The following is a 16,661-nucleotide window of genomic DNA, read 5'->3' on the forward strand; positions in this document are numbered from 1 at the left end:
CTCGCCGAACACCGCGATCACCTGCCCCCGCACCGCGTCGGTGATGACCGTTCGTCGGCCAGACCCACCACCACGTGCTCGCAAGATCTCGTAACCACGACCCCGCTTGATTCCCAGCGCGTCACACGCCGCCGCTACCGCGACCCCCGCATCAACCATCCGCACCAAAGCATCACCGTGACGCTCAAGATCCTCCGAAAACGACATGGCCGCCGCAACTCCTCAAATCGAGGTGTTGCGACGACCACGTGAACCCGCCCTGACCTGGGCCTTTGCCTTTGGAGCGGGTGACGAGAATCGAACTCGCGTAGCCAGTTTGGAAGACTGGGGCTCTACCATTGAGCTACACCCGCGGGCGCTCCTTGCGGAGTGCTCGCACATGATTCCACATCGGGGTGGTTGGACTCAAAACGGGTGTCTGGGAGGGTGGGGGCGCGAGCAGTGGTCCGCGTCCACTAGACTCGTGCGGTCACTGCGGGGCGTAGCGTAGTGGCTAGCGCGCCTGCTTTGGGAGCAGGAGACCGCAGGTTCGAGTCCTGTCGCCCCGACAAACCCCTGCAGTACCCCTGCAGCGTGGGCTGTCCTGGCCGCGTTGTGAATGTCATCGATCAAGGAGAACCGCCACCGTGAAGAGCACCGTCGAGTCCTTGAGCCCGACCAAGGTCAAGCTCATCGTCGAGGTGCCGTTCGAGGAGCTCAAGCCGAGCCTCGACGCGGCGTACCAGAGCATCGCCCAGCAGATCGTGGTCCCGGGCTTCCGCAAGGGCAAGGTTCCGCCGCAGGTGATCGACCAGCGGGTCGGTCGCGCCCCGGTGCTGGAGGAGGCGATCAACGACGCGCTGCCGAAGCTGTACTCGCAGGCGGTGCAGGACAACCAGGTCAAGGCGATCGGCCGGCCCGAGGTCGACGTGACCGAGTTCAACGACAAGGAGAGCCTGCAGTTCTCCGCCGAGGTCGAGGTGCGGCCGGAGATCACCCTGCCGGACCTGGCCGGGCTCGAGGCCAGCGTCGAGGACATCGCGGTCAGTGACGACGAGATCACCGAGCAGATCGAGGCGCTGCGGCAGCGGTTCGGCTCGCTGAACCCGGTCGAGCGCGCGGTCGGCGACAACGACTTCATCACCCTCGACCTGTCGGCCAGCAAGGACGGCGAGAAGGTCGAGGAGGCGCAGGCCACCGGCCTGTCGTACCAGGTCGGCAGCGGCCAGCTGCTCGACGGCCTGGACGAGGCCGTGACCGGGCTGTCCGCGGGGGAGTCGAACTCCTTCGTGACCCAGCTGGTCGGCGGCGCGCTGAAGGGTGAGGACGTCGACGTCGAGGTCACCGTCACCGCGGTCAAGGAGCAGGAGCTGCCGGAGTTCGACGACGAGTTCGCGCAGACCGCGTCGGAGTTCGACACCGCCGACGAGCTGCGCGCCGACGTGCAGACCCGGCTGGAGCGCGGCAAGCGGCTCGAGCAGGCCGGCGACGCCCGCGACGCGGTGCTGGAGAAGATCCTCACCCTGGTCGACGTGCCGGTCCCCGAGGGCCTGCTGACCGACGAGCTGGCCGCCCGCAAGGAGAACCTGGAGCAGCAGCTCGGGTACTCCGGGATGACCATGGAGCAGTTCCTCGAGGGTGAGGAGCAGACCCAGGAAGAGTTCGACGAGGACCTGAAGAAGCGCTCCGAGGACGCGATCAAGGCCCAGTTCGTGCTCGACCTGGTGGCCGAGGAGCAGGAGCTCAGCGTCAACGACCAGGAACTGACCGAGCACATCGTCCGGCACGCGCAGCGCTCCGGCGTCAGCCCGGACCAGTTCGCCCAGCACGCGGTCGAGAACAACCTGGTCCCGAGCCTGGTGTCCGAGGTCGTCCGCGGCAAGGCGCTCGCGCACCTGGTCGAGAACGCGAAGGTCACCGACGCCTCCGGCAACGCGGTCGAGCTGAAGACCCTGCAGCCGGACGGCACCTACGCCGACCCGGAGGCCGCCGCCGCCGACGAGGCCCCGGCCGAGGAAGAGCCGGCCAAGGCCTGAGCCACAGGCTGGGTCACAGCCTGGCCGACGGCCTGATCCAAGGCCTGACGAACCACCGAGGTACGCCCCGGAGCCCGCGCAGGGTCCGGGGCGTACTCGCGTCCAGCGGGCGTTGGTGGGAAAACACCGCCGACGCAGCGTGGCCGGACACAAACTCCCCGCGCTCGGCGGCGCGGAGTACGGGCCGGGGGCCTCGCGGCGGATTCGCTCAGGGCAGACAGCGTGCGCCGTGAGCGAACACCCGCCGACCGGTCTTAGGTCTGTCGCCGTCGCCCAGTAATGTCGGCTTCGTGAACGAGACACTTGCAGCCAGCCCCACCGCCGCGGGCGGCAACGGATCCGGCGGACTCGACGACCACATCTACCAGCGTCTGCTGACGAACCGGATCATCTTCCTGGGGTCCGAGGTTCGCGACGACAACGCGAACGCGATCTGCGCGCAGATGCTGCTCCTCAACGCCGAGGACCCGAACAAGGACATCTGGCTGTACATCAACTCGCCGGGTGGTTCGGTCGACGCGGGCATGGCGATCTACGACACCATGCAGTACATCTCCAACGACGTCGCCACCGTCGGTATGGGCCTGGCCGCGTCGATGGGCCAGTTCCTGCTCTGCGCGGGCGCGAAGGACAAGCGGTTCGCCCTTCCGCACGCCCGGATCATGATGCACCAGCCGTCCGGCGGTATGGGCGGTACGGCGTCGGACATCAAGATCCAGGCCGAGCAGTCGCTGCACATCAAGGCGCAGCTGTTCCGGCTGATCGCCGAGCACACCAGCCAGCCGCTGGAGCAGGTCGAGAACGACGCCGACCGGGATCGGTGGTTCACCGCCGACCAGGCTCGCGAGTACGGCTTCATCGACCACGTCGTCGCTTCTGCCGCGCAGCTCGGCAGCGGCGGCCCGAACTCCTGATCTCCCACTCAGAGCCGTAAAGGACACCCCATGAACTACTTCATCCCGCAGTGGGAGGAGCGCACGTCGTACGGCATGCGCCGGATCGATCCGTACACGAAGCTGTTCGAGGACCGGATCATCTTCCTCGGCACGCCGATCACGGACGAGATCGCGAACGCCGTGATGGCGCAGCTGCTGTGCCTGCAGTCGATGGACTCCGACCGCGACATCAGCATCTACATCAACTCGCCGGGTGGCTCGTTCACCGCGCTGACCGCGATCTACGACACGATCCGCTACATCAAGCCGGACGTGCAGACGGTCTGCCTCGGCCAGGCCGCCTCGGCCGCCGCGGTGCTGCTCGCCGCCGGGACTCCGGGCAAGCGGCTCGCGCTGCCGAACAGCCGGATCATCATCCACCAGCCGGCCACCGAGGGCACCTACGGCCAGTCCAGCGACATCGAGATCCAGGCGAACGAGATCCTCCGCCTGCGCGCGCTGCTGGAGAAGATGCTCGCCGAGGCCAGCGGCAAGCCGCACGAGGAGATCTCCCGCGACATCGAGCGGGACAAGTTCCTGACCGCCGACCAGGCGATCGAGTACGGCCTGATCGACGACGTCCTGCAGACCCTGAAGACCCCGGTTCCGGCGGGCGTCTGACCCCATGTCCTGCGCCGGGATCCGTGCGGACCACGGCGCAGGACGTCTCGTTCCCGGTAGTTGGCCCGCCTCGGCGGTGCTGTCAAGAGGGCCCGGCGTTCGCCAGCGGCGTAGTCACAACGCGGCGACGACAGCGGCGTTTCGGCCCTCGGCGCGGTACCGTCGAAGCGGGACCGGGGGAGAAGGGGTACGGCCCGGTTCGACTGCTCAGAGAAGGGATCTGTCCCGGTGGCACGCATAGGTGACGGCGGCGACCTGCTCAAATGCTCGTTCTGCGGTAAGAGCCAGAAGCAGGTCAAGAAGCTCATCGCCGGTCCCGGCGTCTACATCTGCGACGAGTGCATCGATCTCTGTAACGAGATCATCGAGGAGGAGCTGAACGAGGGCTCCGAGGTCGGCCTCACGGAGCTCCCGAAGCCCCGCGAGATCTACGACTTCCTCAACGCCTACGTCGTCGGACAGGACGTGGCCAAGAAGGCGCTCGCGGTGGCGGTCTACAACCACTACAAGCGCGTCCGCGACGGTCAGGGCTCCTCGAGCGCCGGCCGGCACGCGAAGGACGAGGCGGTCGAGCTCGCCAAGTCGAACATCCTGCTGATCGGCCCCACGGGCTGCGGCAAGACCTACCTCGCCCAGACCCTGGCCCGGATGCTGAACGTGCCGTTCGCGATCGCGGACGCCACGGCGCTGACCGAGGCCGGGTACGTCGGCGAGGACGTCGAGAACATCCTGCTCAAGCTGATCCAGGCGGCCGACTACGACGTCAAGAAGGCCGAGACCGGGATCATCTACATCGACGAGGTCGACAAGATCGCCCGCAAGAGCGAGAACCCGTCGATCACCCGGGACGTGTCCGGCGAGGGCGTGCAGCAGGCGCTGCTGAAGATCCTCGAGGGCACCACCGCTTCGGTCCCGCCGCAGGGCGGCCGCAAGCACCCGCACCAGGAGTTCATCCAGATCGACACCACCAACGTGCTGTTCATCGTCGGCGGCGCGTTCGCCGGCCTCGACCACATGGTGGAGCAGCGGGTCGGCAAGAAGACGCTCGGCTTCAACACCGTCCGCGAGGACGAGAAGCCGAAGGAGATCGGCGGCTACTCGGACGTCATGCCCGAGGACCTGCTGAAGTTCGGCCTGATCCCCGAGTTCATCGGCCGGCTCCCGGTGATCACCACCGTGTCCCCGCTGGACCGGGAAGCGCTGATCAAGATCCTCTCCGAGCCGAAGAACGCGCTGGTCAAGCAGTACCGGCGGCTGTTCGAGATCGACAACGTCGAGCTGGAGTTCAGCGACGACGCGGTCGAGGCGATCGCGGACCAGGCGCTGCTGCGCGGGACCGGCGCTCGCGGGCTGCGGGCGATCATGGAGGAAGTCCTGCTCAACGTGATGTACGAGGTGCCGAGCCGCGAGGACGTCGCCAAGGTCGTCGTCACCGGCGAGGTCGTGCTGGAGAACGTCAACCCCACGCTGATCCCGCGGGACCAGATCGAGCGCAAGCGGGAGCGGCGCGAGAAGACCGCCTGATCCCACCCAGGTTTCCGAGGAGGCCGGTGCTCCGCTGCAAGGCGGACCGCCGGCCTCCTTCTCGTGGTGGACGACGGCGGCGTACCGCGGTTCCTAGCGTGGACGGCGATCCTGCCGCCGACCGCCGGAGCGAACGCCATGCGCCCGACCTTCCGAAGACTCCTCGCCGCCACGACCGCGACCGCCCTAGTCGTACCGATCACGTCCGCGTCTGCGTCGGGGACCAGTCGAGCCGTACCGTCGATCGCGTGGGGGAGCTGCGGTGACGCGCCCGCGGTGGCGGCGTTCCAGTGCGCTTCGGTCGAGGTGCCGACCGACTACGACCGCCCGGGCGGGGCGACCACGACGATCGCGCTGACCCGGTTGCCGGCGAGTGATCCGGCGCGGCGGATCGGGTCGCTGTTCACGAATCCCGGTGGGCCTGGTGGGTCCGGGGTCGCGTTCGTGCAGCAGTACGCGGCGTCGTACCGGCCGGAGGTGCGGGCGCGGTTCGACATCGTCGGGTTCGACCCGCGGGGTGTTGGCAAGTCCGATCCGGTGACCTGTTTCCCGACGGCGGCCGAGGAGCTCGCTGCGGTGAAGGATCTGCCCGCGTTCCCGATGACGCGGGCCGAGGTTCGCGAGTTCACGCGGACGAACGCGCGGATCGGGCTCGGCTGTGCGACGACGTCGCCGGACCGGGTCGCGCACTACTCGACGGCGAATGTTGCCCGGGACATGGATCTGCTGCGGCAGGCGGTCGGTGACGAGAAGCTGAGCTATGTGGGCTACTCGTACGGCACGTTCCTCGGTGCGACGTACGCGAAGTTGTTCCCTGACAACGTGCGCGCGCTGGCCCTGGACGGGACGTGGCGCCCGGACGCGTACTCCGGATCGGCGGCCGACTCGCGGCCTGTCGGTGAGCGGCTCGGGCAGACGACGGCCGGTGCGGAGGTCTTCGCGCAGTTCAAGGCCGAGTGCGCGAAGGCAGGGCCGAGTGGCTGTGCATTGGCCGGGTTGGGTGATCCGGGCCAGGTCGCGGAGCGACTGCTGGAGCGGCTGAAGACGCAGCCGGTCGACCTGACGCTGCCGGACGGCAGCCAGCTGCGAGTGACGTATGCGCTGATGGTGGCAACGATCTTCAGCACGCTCTACACGCCGGCCGACTGGCCCGATCTCGCCGCGCTGATGGCCCAGCTCGCCGCCCCCTCGAAACGCACCCTCAAGGCGTCGACGGAGGGCGCGAAGCTGCTCGGCCAGAAGGAGGAGTACGCCTCGGTCGGAGGCAGCCTGCAGCCGTGCGTCGAGGCGCGGCAGACGGGCCGCCCGCTCGCGTACCAGGCGTACGCCGATGCGGCCGATCGCGCGGCCCCGCACTTCGGCCGGTTGCGGGTCTGGACCGGGCTGATGTGCGAGTTCCAGCCGATCCGGGACACCGACGCGTTCCGTGGCCCGTGGACCAAGCTGGAGGTCGACGAGCCGGTCCTGGTGATCGGGACCCGGTACGACCCGGCCACGCCGTACGAGCACACCCGCCCGTACGCCGATCTGTACCGGGACGGCCGCCTGCTGACCGTGAACGGTTGGGGGCACACCACGATCGGTAAGAGCAGCTGCGCGGATTCGGTCCTGACGCGGTACCTGGTCGAGCTGAAGGCACCTGTCGACGGTACTAGCTGCGCCCAGGATCGGCGGCCGTTCGGCTGACAGAGGTCGCACGGCATCGCTGCGAACTAGTGCCCCGCGTCGGAAGTTCTGTTGCGCTACCGGCGCCCGGGCACGCACCTCGCGGCACCGGAGGAACAGCCACGATGGAAAAGCATCGAGGCCGCCCCTCCGCCACCACGAGGCACGCACCCGGACACCGCTATCGCTAACACAACTTCCGACGCGGGGCACTAGGGCTGAATCTGTCCGGTTTGCCAGGCCCAGGCCGCGATGCCGACGCGGCTGCGGGCCGTGAGTTTGCGTTGGATGTTGGCTACGTGGGTTTTCACCGTGCCGATCGAGATGAACAGCTCGGTCGCGATGTCGGCATTGCTCAGGCCTTGGCCGACCAGGACGGCGATCTCGCGTTCGCGATCGGTCAGGACCGCGCTGCCCGGCAACGGACCGGCGATGTGTCGGTGCCGCAACTGCTCAAGGAGCCGAACGGTCACCTGCGGGCTGATCAGGGTGTCGCCGTTGACGGCTGCGCGCACGGCCTCGACCAGCAAGTTCGGTCCCGAACGCTTCAGCAAGAAGCCGCTCGCTCCATGGTGCAAGGCAGTGTGAACATACTCGTCGACCTCGAACGTCGTGATCACGATGACCTTCACCGGTACCTCGAAGCCCGCCGAGGCGACCTGACGTGTCAGCTCCAGGCCGTCGATGTTCGGCATCCTGACATCGGTCAGTACGACGTCGGGCCGCCGCGAGCGGATCAAGGTCAATGCCTCAGCGCCGTCACGGGCCTCCGCCACCACACACATGTCGGGCTGTGAGTCCAGGATGAGCCGGAAGCCGATCCGGACACGCTCCTGGTCATCGGCAATGAGGATCCGTGTCTTGCCGTCAGCCATGGCATTCGCCCACGGGGAAACGAGCCCGCACCTGCCACCTGCTGGGAGTCACGAAGCCAGCCTCTACGATTCCACCCAGCAGCTCGACCCGCTGGCGCAGGCCCGCGAGCCCGACACCTGATCCGGACCGGACGACAGGTCGGTCCACAGTGCCGGTGTGCTCGTTGGTGACCTCTACAAGGATGGCTGAGCCACCCTGGTCGGCTGCAACGCTACGGAGGACCACCGTGGCGTTCGGCGCGGCTGGGGCGTGTCGGCGGATGTTGGTCAGAGCCTCGGCGACCAGCCGGAAGATCGTCGTACCGATCTCTGGGTCGAGGGAGCTCGACGAGACCGTTCCGTCGTCCAACTCCGTGGGCGTCGTTCCGGTGTCGTTGAATCGCTGCACCAGTGCCGGAAGGTCCTCGAGACCTGGGGCCGGACGGGTCGCCGACTGCTGCGGGACTGCTTCGGCAGTGGGCTCCGACGATCCGAACAAGGTCGCCACCACCCGATCAAGTGTCGCCAGCGCACGCGTCGCATCCCCCTCGATGCTCGACAGGACTGCCTGGTCCTCGCGGTCTCGAGTACGGACCACCGACGCCGCCTGCGCCTGCACGAGAATGGCGGTCAGATCGTGTCCGAGGTAGTCGTGAAGGTCTTTGGCGAGTTCTTCCCGACGTGCGCGACGCAGCTCCAGGTCACGCAGCTGCCGCAGCTGACCGCGGCGCCGGACAGTCGCACCAGTGGCAGCAACAACTCCTGCGAGCACCGCACCGAAGAGCGACATCCCGGCAGCTTGTTCGAGCGACGACACCTCTGCGAGCCGGAGGACCAGTACCGAGGTGGCCGCGCCCGCCGCGACACAGCAGACGATAGCGTGCCAGGCGGTTGACAACTGGGTGGCCGCGGCGATCAGAACGAGCAAACCGACAGCTTCGGCGACTGCCACCGCACCGGCCGACGAGTCGGCAGGTTTGGGATAGAGACTCGTGATGAGGATCGAGGCCGCGGCGGCCGCGACGACGATCGGCCCGGCGGCGGACGTCCCGGGCCGACAGATCACCACGACGAGCGCGGCTGTGAGGGTCAGTGCGGCGCCCAGTGAGCTGAGCGGATCGGTCCAGAACGCGATTGCCGCCCCTACGGCACCCGGGATCAGAGCAATGGCCACCTGCGCGGGCCGACGATCCGTCATGCCGCGAGTCTAAGAAGGCGATGCGGTCGCCCGCCTCCCTCCGAAGGCTGAACTCGTGCTCACTCCCGCCCGAGATCTCTGTCTTTCGGTGGATGTCACCTTCGCTGCGGGCCAGCAGGCTGGAGTGCACTTCCACCAGACATCGGAGCTTGCACACATGACCTCTACCTACGCGCCGGAACAGCGGCCGGTCTCGACCACTGCGAAGGTGAGCGGATACCTCGCCGCAGCTATGGCCGCCGGCCTCGGAATCACTCATCTCACGATCTACACAGTGGGCTTTCTCGACGCCTCGGATGTGGCCTTGAGCACCTATCTGCTCGGTGGCGTCGCCATCGCGGCTGTGGCCTTGGTGTTCGCCGCGGCCGCCGCACTTCTCACCTGGCGTAGCAATGTCCGCCTGCGTCGAACTCTTCGCGCGGCATGCTGGGTCGCCGCGACTGTGCTCAGCCTTCAGGCAGTGGGCATAGCGTTGGCCGAGCCGGTCCTGCTGATTCAGCCGGCCGGTCCAGGACCTTGGTCGCTCGTCGGCGGACCTGCCTTCGCGATCTTCCTGTGGCAGTCACGTAAGGCGCGGACGCGATGACCGAGTCGAAGACACGGGCGAAGTACTGGTGGTGGATGGTGACCGGTTGGAGCTCCGCCTATCTTCTGCTGGGAATTGTCTGGATCCTGGGAGGTCCGGGTTACCCATTCGAGGACGCCTCTGCGGCGCGGACGTCCGGTGCCCTCCTGGTCGGCCCACCCAGAGAACCGACGAGCGCTGTCATCGCCTGCCTGGCATTTGCGGTTCTGGTTGCCGTTGTCCTCGGCCGGCAGTCCTCCCGGTCCAGCTGGCCGTCCCGGTTCGTCATGGGTGTCGCCATTCTGCTGGTACTGACGGTCCCGGATGCGCGCCTTCTCGTTGCCTTGATCAACTTGCCCCTCGGCAATCTCGCGCCGTTCTCGGCCGCGGTGTGGCACCAGGTGTGGATCCTGCTGGGAGCGTTCCTCTTCTGGCGGGCGTCCGCGACCCGAGCGACACCGCGGCCGGGGCGTGTCTTCGAGTCACAAGAGCGACCGACCGGCCGGCAGAGACGGATCTGGATCGCTGCCATGGCGCTTCCTCTGGTGTACGCCGGGCGACAGCTCGCTTGGGCCGCTGGTCTGCATTTCGGCGTCACCGATGAGTTCATCGAGCCGTACACCGCAGCGGGCGCCCGAATCACGGAGGCGGCCTTGGCGGCAGCGGCAATCCTCGGTGCGCTGCTCACCGCCGGTCTTGGCCAACGGTGGGGCACTCGATTCCCCCGATGGACTCCGTTTCTGGCCGGCCGCAGCGTCCCTGTGCTGCTGGCGGTGATACCCGGTCTGACGATCGCTGTGATCCTCTCGGCCGCCGGCCTGTCGATCTATCGCGGGCTCCTGGCCATGGCCTTCGGTCTCACCCCCGTCGAGCCCAGCGCCACGATGGAGAACTGGGCGGTGTGGATGCCCACGCTGAGTTGGTTGCCCTGGGGTGTCACCTTGGGGCTGGCCACGCTGAGCTATCGACGACGAAGGATCATCGCGGCATCTCAGCGACAGCACGCCCAGCCCCGCGGCGTGACGCCGAGGGAGCCTGCGGAGGCGCAACTTCGTTAGGGAACTACCCGACGGAGGCCGAGGAGCAGGCCGCGCTGAACTCGATCAGTGCCGGCGTCTACTTCATCGCGTCGAAGGCCTCGTCGGTCACCGGGCCCACGTCCTCGACGCCGACGCCGTCGTTCGCGGCCTGGGTGATGACGGTGAGCGTGTTGGATCCGCGGTAGCACTGGGTCGGCAGCTTGTCGGTCGACTCGACACAGGTGGACTTGCCGACCTTCTTCACCTGGTCCGGCGACGCCCCGGAATCCTTGATCGTCTTGTCGATGTCCACCTTGCCGCGCAACGCGATCACGACGTACATGCGCTGCCCGTTGAGATCCCCGTACGCCTCGACCGTCGCCTGCTTGCCGTCGTTGATCCGGCTCAATGCCTCCTTGGTCTGGTCCAGTTGCAACTGGTCCCGCACCTGTGGATCCGTGATCCGGTCCAGCCCACCCAACTTCGCCGGCGGCGTGATCCCGCGAGCAGCGTTCAACCGGCTCATCGGCCCGAGCCCAGCGAAGTACCCGAGCCCGGCCAGCACCAGCAGAACAACAAGAATCGCCCCGACAGTCACCAGCGGACTCCGCCACCGCCGCTTCTTCCCAGCCCCGTCCGCAGGTCCCTTACCCCCACCCTTGGCGCCCGCCCCAGAACCACCAGCCGTACCACCCGCGGCACCAGAACCGCCTGCAGCACTAGAACCACCCGCAGCACCAGAACCACCCGCAGCACTAGAACCACCCGCAGCACCGGCCTTACCACCGGAAGCCGCGGAGGCACCAGCAGCACCCGTACCAGCGGCCGACGCGGCGGCACCGGGGGAAGGCGCTGACGTACCTGGTGCACCCGCGGTGGACGCAGAAGTACCAGGTGCATCTCCGGATGCACCGGCGGTCTGCCCAGAGGAACCCGCAGCCTTGCCGCTCGCGGTCTCGGCGCCGGCCCCAGTCGTGCCTGCTGCCTCGGCTGAGTCCGCTGCAGAGCCAGGCTTATCCGCGGGCGCCGAGCTACCCGGAGTACCCGCGGCGGGCGCGGAGGCGTCGGCCGCCTTGTCCCCGGAGTTCGCAGCGCCCGGCCCCGACGTACCCGCCTCGCCACCGCTGGACGGTGGGATGACCGCCGTCTCATCCTCCGCCGTGCCACCAGCCTCAGCCGGCTTCTCCGCAGCCTCAGTCTTGGTAGGAGTGTCCGCAGCGTCCGCAGGCGTTTTCTTGGTGGGGCGGCGGGATGACTTGGGGGCGCCTGGTGGGGTGTTGGGGGTTTCTGGTGGCTGGGGCGCGTCGGTCATCAGGGGTGCTCCTTGGGACTGGCTGCGGGTCGCCGGTGTCGCCGATGGTTCCACATCGGGCGGGTGGTCCCGCAGCGTAGTCGTTGGGGTGAAGGCAGTAGCGCCCGCCTCCCGGGTGCGGGAAGCGGGCGCCAGGGAGCCGGTGGGCGTCAGAGGGTCGCGACGACCGTGACGCTGTCCGCCGACTCGTCGGGGCTCCAGACGATCTCGCCGGTGATCCGGCCGGCCGCGCGGAGGTCGCCCTCGGCGCGCTCGGCCAGGGCGAGGCGGGCCGGCGGACCGGTGACCTCGACCTTGGCGACCTCGGTCTTCATCGAGACCTGGGCCGTCGACTTGGCACCGCGGATCCCCGCGAGCACCTCGGCGACCGCGGCCAGCACGGCCGGGTCCTGCTCGGCGACCGCGAGGTCGGTGTCCGCGACCGGCCAGCCGGCCAGGTGGATCGAACCCTCCTGCCACCACGACCAGACCTCTTCGGTCGCGAACGGCAGGTACGGCGCGAGCAGCCGCAGCTGGACCGACAGGGCAACCGCCAGCGCCGCCTTCGCCGAGGCCGCGCCCGCTTCGCCGTGGCCGCCGTAGGCGCGCTCCTTGACCAGCTCGACGTAGTCGTCGCAGAAGGTCCAGAAGAACCGCTCCGACACCTCCAGCGCACCGGTGTAGTCGTACTTCTCGAACGCCGCCGTGGCCTCGTCGACGACCTTGCGCAGCTGCTGCAGCATCGCCAGGTCGACCGGCTCGGTCACGCCGGCCGCGTCGACCGTGGTGGCGCCGAAGCCGAGCACGAACTTGGACGCGTTCAGCACCTTGATCGCGAGCCGGCGGCCGACCTTCATCTGCGACTCGTCGAACGGCGAGTCCAGGCCGGGCCGGGCCATCGCGGCGCGCCAGCGGACCGCGTCGGAGCCGAACTTCTCCAGGATCTCCGACGGCACGATCGCGTTGCCCTTGGACTTCGACATCTTCTTGCGGTCCGGGTCGACGACGAAGCCGGAGATCATCGACCGGGCCCACGGCAGTGTGCCGTTCTCGAAGTGGGCCCGGACCACGCGGGAGAACAACCAGGTGCGGATGATCTCGTGGGCGTGGGTGTTCAGGTCCATCGGGAACGTGCGGGCGAACAGGTCGTTGTCCCGCTCCCAGCCGCAGACGATGTGCGGGCTGAGCGAGGAGGTGGCCCAGGTGTCCATCACGTCCGGGTCGGCCTCGAACCCGCCCGGCTTGCCGCGCTGGGACTCGTCGTACCCGCGCGGCGCCTGCGATGTCGGGTCGATCGGCAGCTCGGCCTCGCTCGGCATCAGCGGGTGGGCGTAGTCCGGCTCGCCGTCGGCGTCCAGCGGGTACCAGACCGGGAACGGGACGCCGAAGTAGCGCTGGCGGGAGATCAGCCAGTCGCCGTTCAGCCCCTCGACCCAGTTCAGGTAGCGGTGCCGCATGTGCTCCGGGACCCAGGCGAGCTCGTTGCCGCGCTCGATGAACTCCTGCTTGAGCGCGGCGTCGCGGCCGCCGTTGGTGATGTACCACTGCCGGGTGGAGACGATCTCGAGCGGCTTGTCGCCGTTCTCGTAGAAGTTCGCCATCCGCTCGGTCTTGGTCGGCTCGCCGTCCAGGTCGCCGCTCTCGCGCAGCTTCTGGACGGTCAGCTCGCGCGCGCTGAACACGGTCTTGCCGGCCAGTTCGGCGTACAGCTCGGTCGCCTCGGACCCCTCGAGCCAGGCCGGGGTGTCGCGCAGCAGCCGGCCGTCGCGGCCGATCACGGTCCGGACCGGCAGCTGCAGCTCACGCCACCACTGGATGTCGGTCTGGTCGCCGAACGTGCAGCACATCGCGATGCCGGCGCCCTTGTCCATCTCGGCGGCCGGGTGCGCCAGGACCGGGACCTCGACGCCGTACAGCGGCGTCCGGACCGTGGTCCCGAACAAGTGCTTGTACCGCTCGTCGTCGGGGTGCGCGATCAGCGCGACACAGGCCGGGATCAGCTCCGGCCGGGTGGTCTCGATGTAGATCGGCCCGTCGGCGCCGTGGAAGGAGATCCGGTGGAAGGCGCCGGGGTACTTGCGGGCCTCCTGCTCGGCCTGCGCGACCGCGGTCTGGAACGTGACGTCCCAGACCGTCGGCGCCTCGGACAGGTACGCCTCGCCACGGGCGAAGTTGCGCAGGAAGGCGCGCTGGGACGTCCGCCGGCTGTCCTCCGAGATCGTCGTGTAGAGGTACGACCAGTCGACGCTCAGGCCGACCTGGCGCCACATCGCCTCGAACGCCTGCTCGTCGATGTGGGTCAGCTCGCCGCACAGGTCGACGAAGTTCTGCCGGGAGATCGGGACCTGCTTCTTCGGGTCGGGCTTCGCCGGCGGGGTGAAGTCCGGATCGTACGGCAGCGACGGGTCGCACTTGACGCCGTAGTAGTTCTGGACGCGGCGCTCGGTGGGCAGGCCGTTGTCGTCCCAGCCGATCGGGTAGAAGACCTTCTTCCCCCGCATCCGCTGGAACCGCGCGACCAGGTCGGTGTGCGTGTAGCTGAAGATGTGGCCGACGTGCAGCGACCCGGAGACGGTCGGCGGCGGGGTGTCGATGGAGAAGACGTCCGCCCGCTCGGCCGTCCGGTCGAACGCGTACGTCTCCTGGTCCTTCCATACCGCAGCCCACTTCTCCTCGAGGCCGTCGAGTGTGGGCTTGTCTGGAACACGGGACGTATCGGTCATGCAGTCAATCGTAGTGGTTGTCAAGGGGTGCTTCCGACCGGTTATCCACAGCCCCTGGCCCGGACCCTAGACTGGCAGCCTGATGAGCGACCTCTCCTACGCCGAGGTGTCGGCGAAGCTCCAGGCCCGCTGGCCCGAGAACAAGATCGATCCAACGCTGGACCGGATCCGGCGACTGACCGAACTGCTGGGCGACCCGCAGAAGGCGTACCCGGTGGTCCACCTGACCGGGACGAACGGCAAGACCTCCACCGCCCGGATGGTCGACGCGCTGCTGAAGGAGGCCGGGTTGCGGACCGGCCGGTTCACCAGCCCGCACCTGGAGTCGGTCCGGGAGCGGATCACGCTGGACGGCGAGCCGATCAGCGAGGAGCGCTTCGTCGAGGCGTACGCCGAGCTGGAGCCCTACCTGGCCGTGGTCGACGCCGAGTTCGAGCACCCGCTGTCGTTCTTCGAGGCGATGACGGGGATGGCGTTCGCGGTGTTCGCCGACGCGCCCGTCGACGTCGCGGTGCTCGAGGTCGGACTCGGTGGGACGTGGGACTCCACCAACGTCGCCGACGGCGCGGTCAGCGTGATCACCCCGGTCGCCGTCGACCACGCGCACATCCTCGGCGACGACCCGGTCACGATCGCCGGCGAGAAGGCAGGGATCATCAAGCCCGGCGGGACCGCGGTGATGGCGCAGCAGAGCCTGGAGGTGTTCGAGGTCCTGCTCCGGCGCGCGGTCGAGGTCGGCGCCCAGGTCGCCCGGGAGGGGATCGAGTTCGGCGTCACCAGCCGGACCCTGGCCGTCGGCGGCCAGGTGATCGCGATCAAGGGCCTCGGCGGGGAGTACGAGGAGATCTTCCTGCCCCTGCACGGGGAGTACCAGGCGCACAACGCGGCCACCGCACTCGCCGCGGTCGAGGCGTTGCTGGGCGCGAGCGAGCAGACCGAGGGCCGGATCACCACCGAGACCGTCCAGGCCGGGTTCGCGGCCGTGACGTCGCCGGGCCGGATGGAGGTGGTCCGGAACAGCCCGACCATCGTCGTCGACGCCGCCCACAACCCGCACGGCGCCGAGGCGACCGCGGCGACGGTGTCGGAGGCGTTCCAGTTCCAGCCGCTGATCGGCGTGATCGGCTGCATGCGGGACAAGGACGTGTACGGCCTGCTCGAGGCGTACGAGCCGATCATGGAGACCGTGGTCGTCACCCGGAACTCGTTCGAGCGGTCGATGCCGGCCGAGGAGCTCGGTGAACTGGCGATCGAGGTGTTCGGCGAGGACCGGGTCCTGGTCCGGCCGCACCTGGTGGACGCGCTCGACGACGCGATCCGGCTGGCCGAGGAGAACGCGGTCGCCCTCGGAACCGGCGGCGTCCTGGTCACCGGCTCGGTGATCACCGCCGGCGAGGCCCGCAAACTGCTGGTGAGGAAGGACCGATGAGGTCGCTCGCGTCGATCGTGCTCGGCTTCGAGTCGATCGTGCTCGCGCTGGCCACGATCGTGATGATCTCCGTCGCCGGCGTCGACCCGAGTACGGCGCTGCCGCTGTGCCTGGGCCTCGCGGTGCTGGCCGTCGTCGCGGCCGGGCTGCTGCGCAACCGGGTCGGGTACGCGCTCGGCTGGATCGTCCAGGTAGGGGCGATCGGCCTCGGTTTCGTGGTCCCGGTGATGTTCGTGCTGGGACTCGCGTTCGGGGGATTCTGGGTGGCCGCGATCGTGCTCGGCCGCCGGATCGACGAAGCCAAGGCGGCACAGCAGGCGCAGTCCGGTTAGGCTCGGCGCCCCGAAGCACTTCGAGAGAGAGTAGAGATATGTCGCAGCGCACCCTCGTCCTGCTGAAGCCCGACACCGTCCGCCGTGGCCTGGTCGGCGAGATCCTCGGCCGGTTCGAGGCGAAAGGGCTGAGCATCGTCGCGCTGGAGTTCCGCGCGATCGACGGCGAACTGGCCGACCAGCACTACGCCGAGCACGTCGAGCGCGACTTCTACCCGCCGCTGCGCGAGTTCGTCACCAGCGGCCCGCTGGTCGCCCTGGTCCTCGAAGGCGACGAGGCGATCGAGGTCGTCCGCGCCCTCAACGGCGCCACCGACGGCCGCAAGGCCGCCCCGGGCACCATCCGCGGCGACCTCTCCCTGTCCAACCGCGAGAACCTCGTCCACGGCTCCGACTCCCCGGAATCGGCCTCCCGCGAGATCAAGATCTGGTTCCCCGACCTGCCGTAGTACTTCCCGGCTCCGGTGCGTGATCCGTGCCGGAGCCGTCG

The 16,661-nt window shown here is 68.5% G+C and carries 14 protein-coding genes and 2 tRNA genes; 11 read left to right on the plus strand and 5 right to left on the minus strand.

Annotated elements, in window-relative coordinates:
• Window positions 1-279: 279 nt before the first annotated feature.
• Window positions 280-353, minus strand: a tRNA-Gly gene (locus tag FB561_RS19310).
• A 122-nt stretch (window positions 354-475) separates the two neighbouring features.
• On the opposite strand from FB561_RS19310, the gene FB561_RS19315 reads away from it, so the two are divergent.
• From FB561_RS19315 to FB561_RS19340, 6 genes are all read left to right on the plus strand, one after another.
• Window positions 476-548, plus strand: a tRNA-Pro gene (locus tag FB561_RS19315).
• Window positions 549-626: 78 nt separating this feature from the next.
• Window positions 627-2,015, plus strand: coding sequence for a trigger factor (tig, locus tag FB561_RS19320; RefSeq protein ID WP_145808578.1), 1,389 nt, complete (start codon window positions 627-629; stop codon window positions 2,013-2,015).
• A gap of 290 nt (window positions 2,016-2,305) precedes the next feature.
• A complete protein-coding gene (locus tag FB561_RS19325) occupies window positions 2,306-2,929 on the plus strand; it encodes a ClpP family protease (protein ID WP_145808580.1) in 624 nt (207 codons plus the stop codon).
• Window positions 2,930-2,959: 30 nt separating this feature from the next.
• Window positions 2,960-3,571: an ATP-dependent Clp protease proteolytic subunit gene (locus FB561_RS19330; protein WP_145808582.1), complete on the plus strand. Its 612-nt coding sequence runs from the start codon at window positions 2,960-2,962 to the stop codon at window positions 3,569-3,571.
• Between the two features lie 228 nt (window positions 3,572-3,799).
• Entirely contained in the window at window positions 3,800-5,095 is a 1,296-nt protein-coding gene (clpX, locus tag FB561_RS19335; RefSeq protein WP_145808584.1) for an ATP-dependent Clp protease ATP-binding subunit ClpX, read from the plus strand.
• Between the two features lie 138 nt (window positions 5,096-5,233).
• Window positions 5,234-6,781, plus strand: coding sequence for an alpha/beta hydrolase (locus FB561_RS19340; RefSeq protein ID WP_145808586.1), 1,548 nt, complete (start codon window positions 5,234-5,236; stop codon window positions 6,779-6,781).
• 191 nt (window positions 6,782-6,972) lie between these two features.
• Here the strand turns inward: FB561_RS19340 and FB561_RS19345 are convergent, their stop codons facing one another.
• Window positions 6,973-7,635 carry a response regulator gene (locus FB561_RS19345; RefSeq protein ID WP_145808588.1) on the minus strand — a complete coding sequence of 221 codons (663 nt, stop codon included), beginning with the start codon at window positions 7,633-7,635 and terminating at the stop codon, window positions 6,973-6,975.
• The gene (locus tag FB561_RS19350; protein WP_145808590.1) at window positions 7,628-8,812 is read right to left on the minus strand and encodes a sensor histidine kinase; all 1,185 of its coding nucleotides are present in this window, start codon (window positions 8,810-8,812) and stop codon (window positions 7,628-7,630) included. The genes FB561_RS19345 and FB561_RS19350 overlap by 8 nt, the downstream gene beginning before the upstream one ends.
• A gap of 157 nt (window positions 8,813-8,969) precedes the next feature.
• Here FB561_RS19350 and FB561_RS19355 point away from each other — a divergent pair, with 157 nt between their 5' ends.
• Together FB561_RS19355 and FB561_RS19360 are read left to right on the plus strand one after the other, a co-directional pair.
• Window positions 8,970-9,398 (plus strand): hypothetical protein, encoded by a 429-nt coding sequence (locus FB561_RS19355; RefSeq protein ID WP_170284713.1) that lies wholly within the window; start codon window positions 8,970-8,972, stop codon window positions 9,396-9,398.
• Window positions 9,395-10,435 (plus strand): hypothetical protein, encoded by a 1,041-nt coding sequence (locus tag FB561_RS19360; RefSeq protein ID WP_145808594.1) that lies wholly within the window; start codon window positions 9,395-9,397, stop codon window positions 10,433-10,435. Before FB561_RS19355 ends, FB561_RS19360 begins: the two co-directional genes overlap by 4 nt.
• 58 nt (window positions 10,436-10,493) lie before the next feature.
• On the opposite strand, the gene FB561_RS19365 is transcribed toward FB561_RS19360, so the two are convergent.
• Both FB561_RS19365 and valS read right to left on the minus strand, forming a co-directional pair.
• A complete protein-coding gene (locus FB561_RS19365) occupies window positions 10,494-10,994 on the minus strand; it encodes a hypothetical protein (protein ID WP_145808596.1) in 501 nt (166 codons plus the stop codon).
• Window positions 10,995-11,857: 863 nt separating this feature from the next.
• Entirely contained in the window at window positions 11,858-14,410 is a 2,553-nt protein-coding gene (gene valS / locus FB561_RS19370; protein WP_145808597.1) for a valine--tRNA ligase, read from the minus strand.
• A gap of 82 nt (window positions 14,411-14,492) precedes the next feature.
• Between valS and FB561_RS19375 the strand changes: the two genes are divergently transcribed.
• From FB561_RS19375 to ndk, 3 genes are read left to right on the plus strand one after another with little or no spacing between them, the layout of a single operon-like run.
• Window positions 14,493-15,839 carry a bifunctional folylpolyglutamate synthase/dihydrofolate synthase gene (locus tag FB561_RS19375; protein ID WP_145808599.1) on the plus strand — a complete coding sequence of 449 codons (1,347 nt, stop codon included), beginning with the start codon at window positions 14,493-14,495 and terminating at the stop codon, window positions 15,837-15,839.
• A complete protein-coding gene (locus tag FB561_RS19380; protein ID WP_145808601.1) occupies window positions 15,836-16,171 on the plus strand; it encodes a DUF4233 domain-containing protein in 336 nt (111 codons plus the stop codon). The genes FB561_RS19375 and FB561_RS19380 overlap by 4 nt, the downstream gene beginning before the upstream one ends.
• A gap of 38 nt (window positions 16,172-16,209) precedes the next feature.
• Window positions 16,210-16,620 carry a nucleoside-diphosphate kinase gene (gene ndk / locus FB561_RS19385; RefSeq protein ID WP_145808603.1) on the plus strand — a complete coding sequence of 137 codons (411 nt, stop codon included), beginning with the start codon at window positions 16,210-16,212 and terminating at the stop codon, window positions 16,618-16,620.
• Window positions 16,621-16,661 lie beyond the last annotated feature (41 nt).

This window comes from Kribbella amoyensis (genome assembly GCF_007828865.1).
In the GTDB taxonomy this organism is placed as follows: Bacteria; Actinomycetota; Actinomycetes; order Propionibacteriales; family Kribbellaceae; genus Kribbella; species Kribbella amoyensis.

Coding starts and splice junctions, on each gene's coding strand:
- FB561_RS19375 (WP_145808599.1), top strand. CDS start 14,493: ATGAGCGACCTCTCCTACGCCGAGGTGTCGGCGAAGCTCCAGGCCCGC.
- FB561_RS19330 (WP_145808582.1), top strand. CDS start 2,960: ATGAACTACTTCATCCCGCAGTGGGAGGAGCGCACGTCGTACGGCATG.
- FB561_RS19340 (WP_145808586.1), top strand. CDS start 5,234: ATGCGCCCGACCTTCCGAAGACTCCTCGCCGCCACGACCGCGACCGCC.
- FB561_RS19380 (WP_145808601.1), top strand. CDS start 15,836: ATGAGGTCGCTCGCGTCGATCGTGCTCGGCTTCGAGTCGATCGTGCTC.
- valS (WP_145808597.1), bottom strand. CDS start 14,410: ATGACCGATACGTCCCGTGTTCCAGACAAGCCCACACTCGACGGCCTC.
- ndk (WP_145808603.1), top strand. CDS start 16,210: ATGTCGCAGCGCACCCTCGTCCTGCTGAAGCCCGACACCGTCCGCCGT.
- FB561_RS19355 (WP_170284713.1), top strand. CDS start 8,970: ATGACCTCTACCTACGCGCCGGAACAGCGGCCGGTCTCGACCACTGCG.
- FB561_RS19360 (WP_145808594.1), top strand. CDS start 9,395: ATGACCGAGTCGAAGACACGGGCGAAGTACTGGTGGTGGATGGTGACC.
- FB561_RS19350 (WP_145808590.1), bottom strand. CDS start 8,812: ATGACGGATCGTCGGCCCGCGCAGGTGGCCATTGCTCTGATCCCGGGT.
- FB561_RS19345 (WP_145808588.1), bottom strand. CDS start 7,635: ATGGCTGACGGCAAGACACGGATCCTCATTGCCGATGACCAGGAGCGT.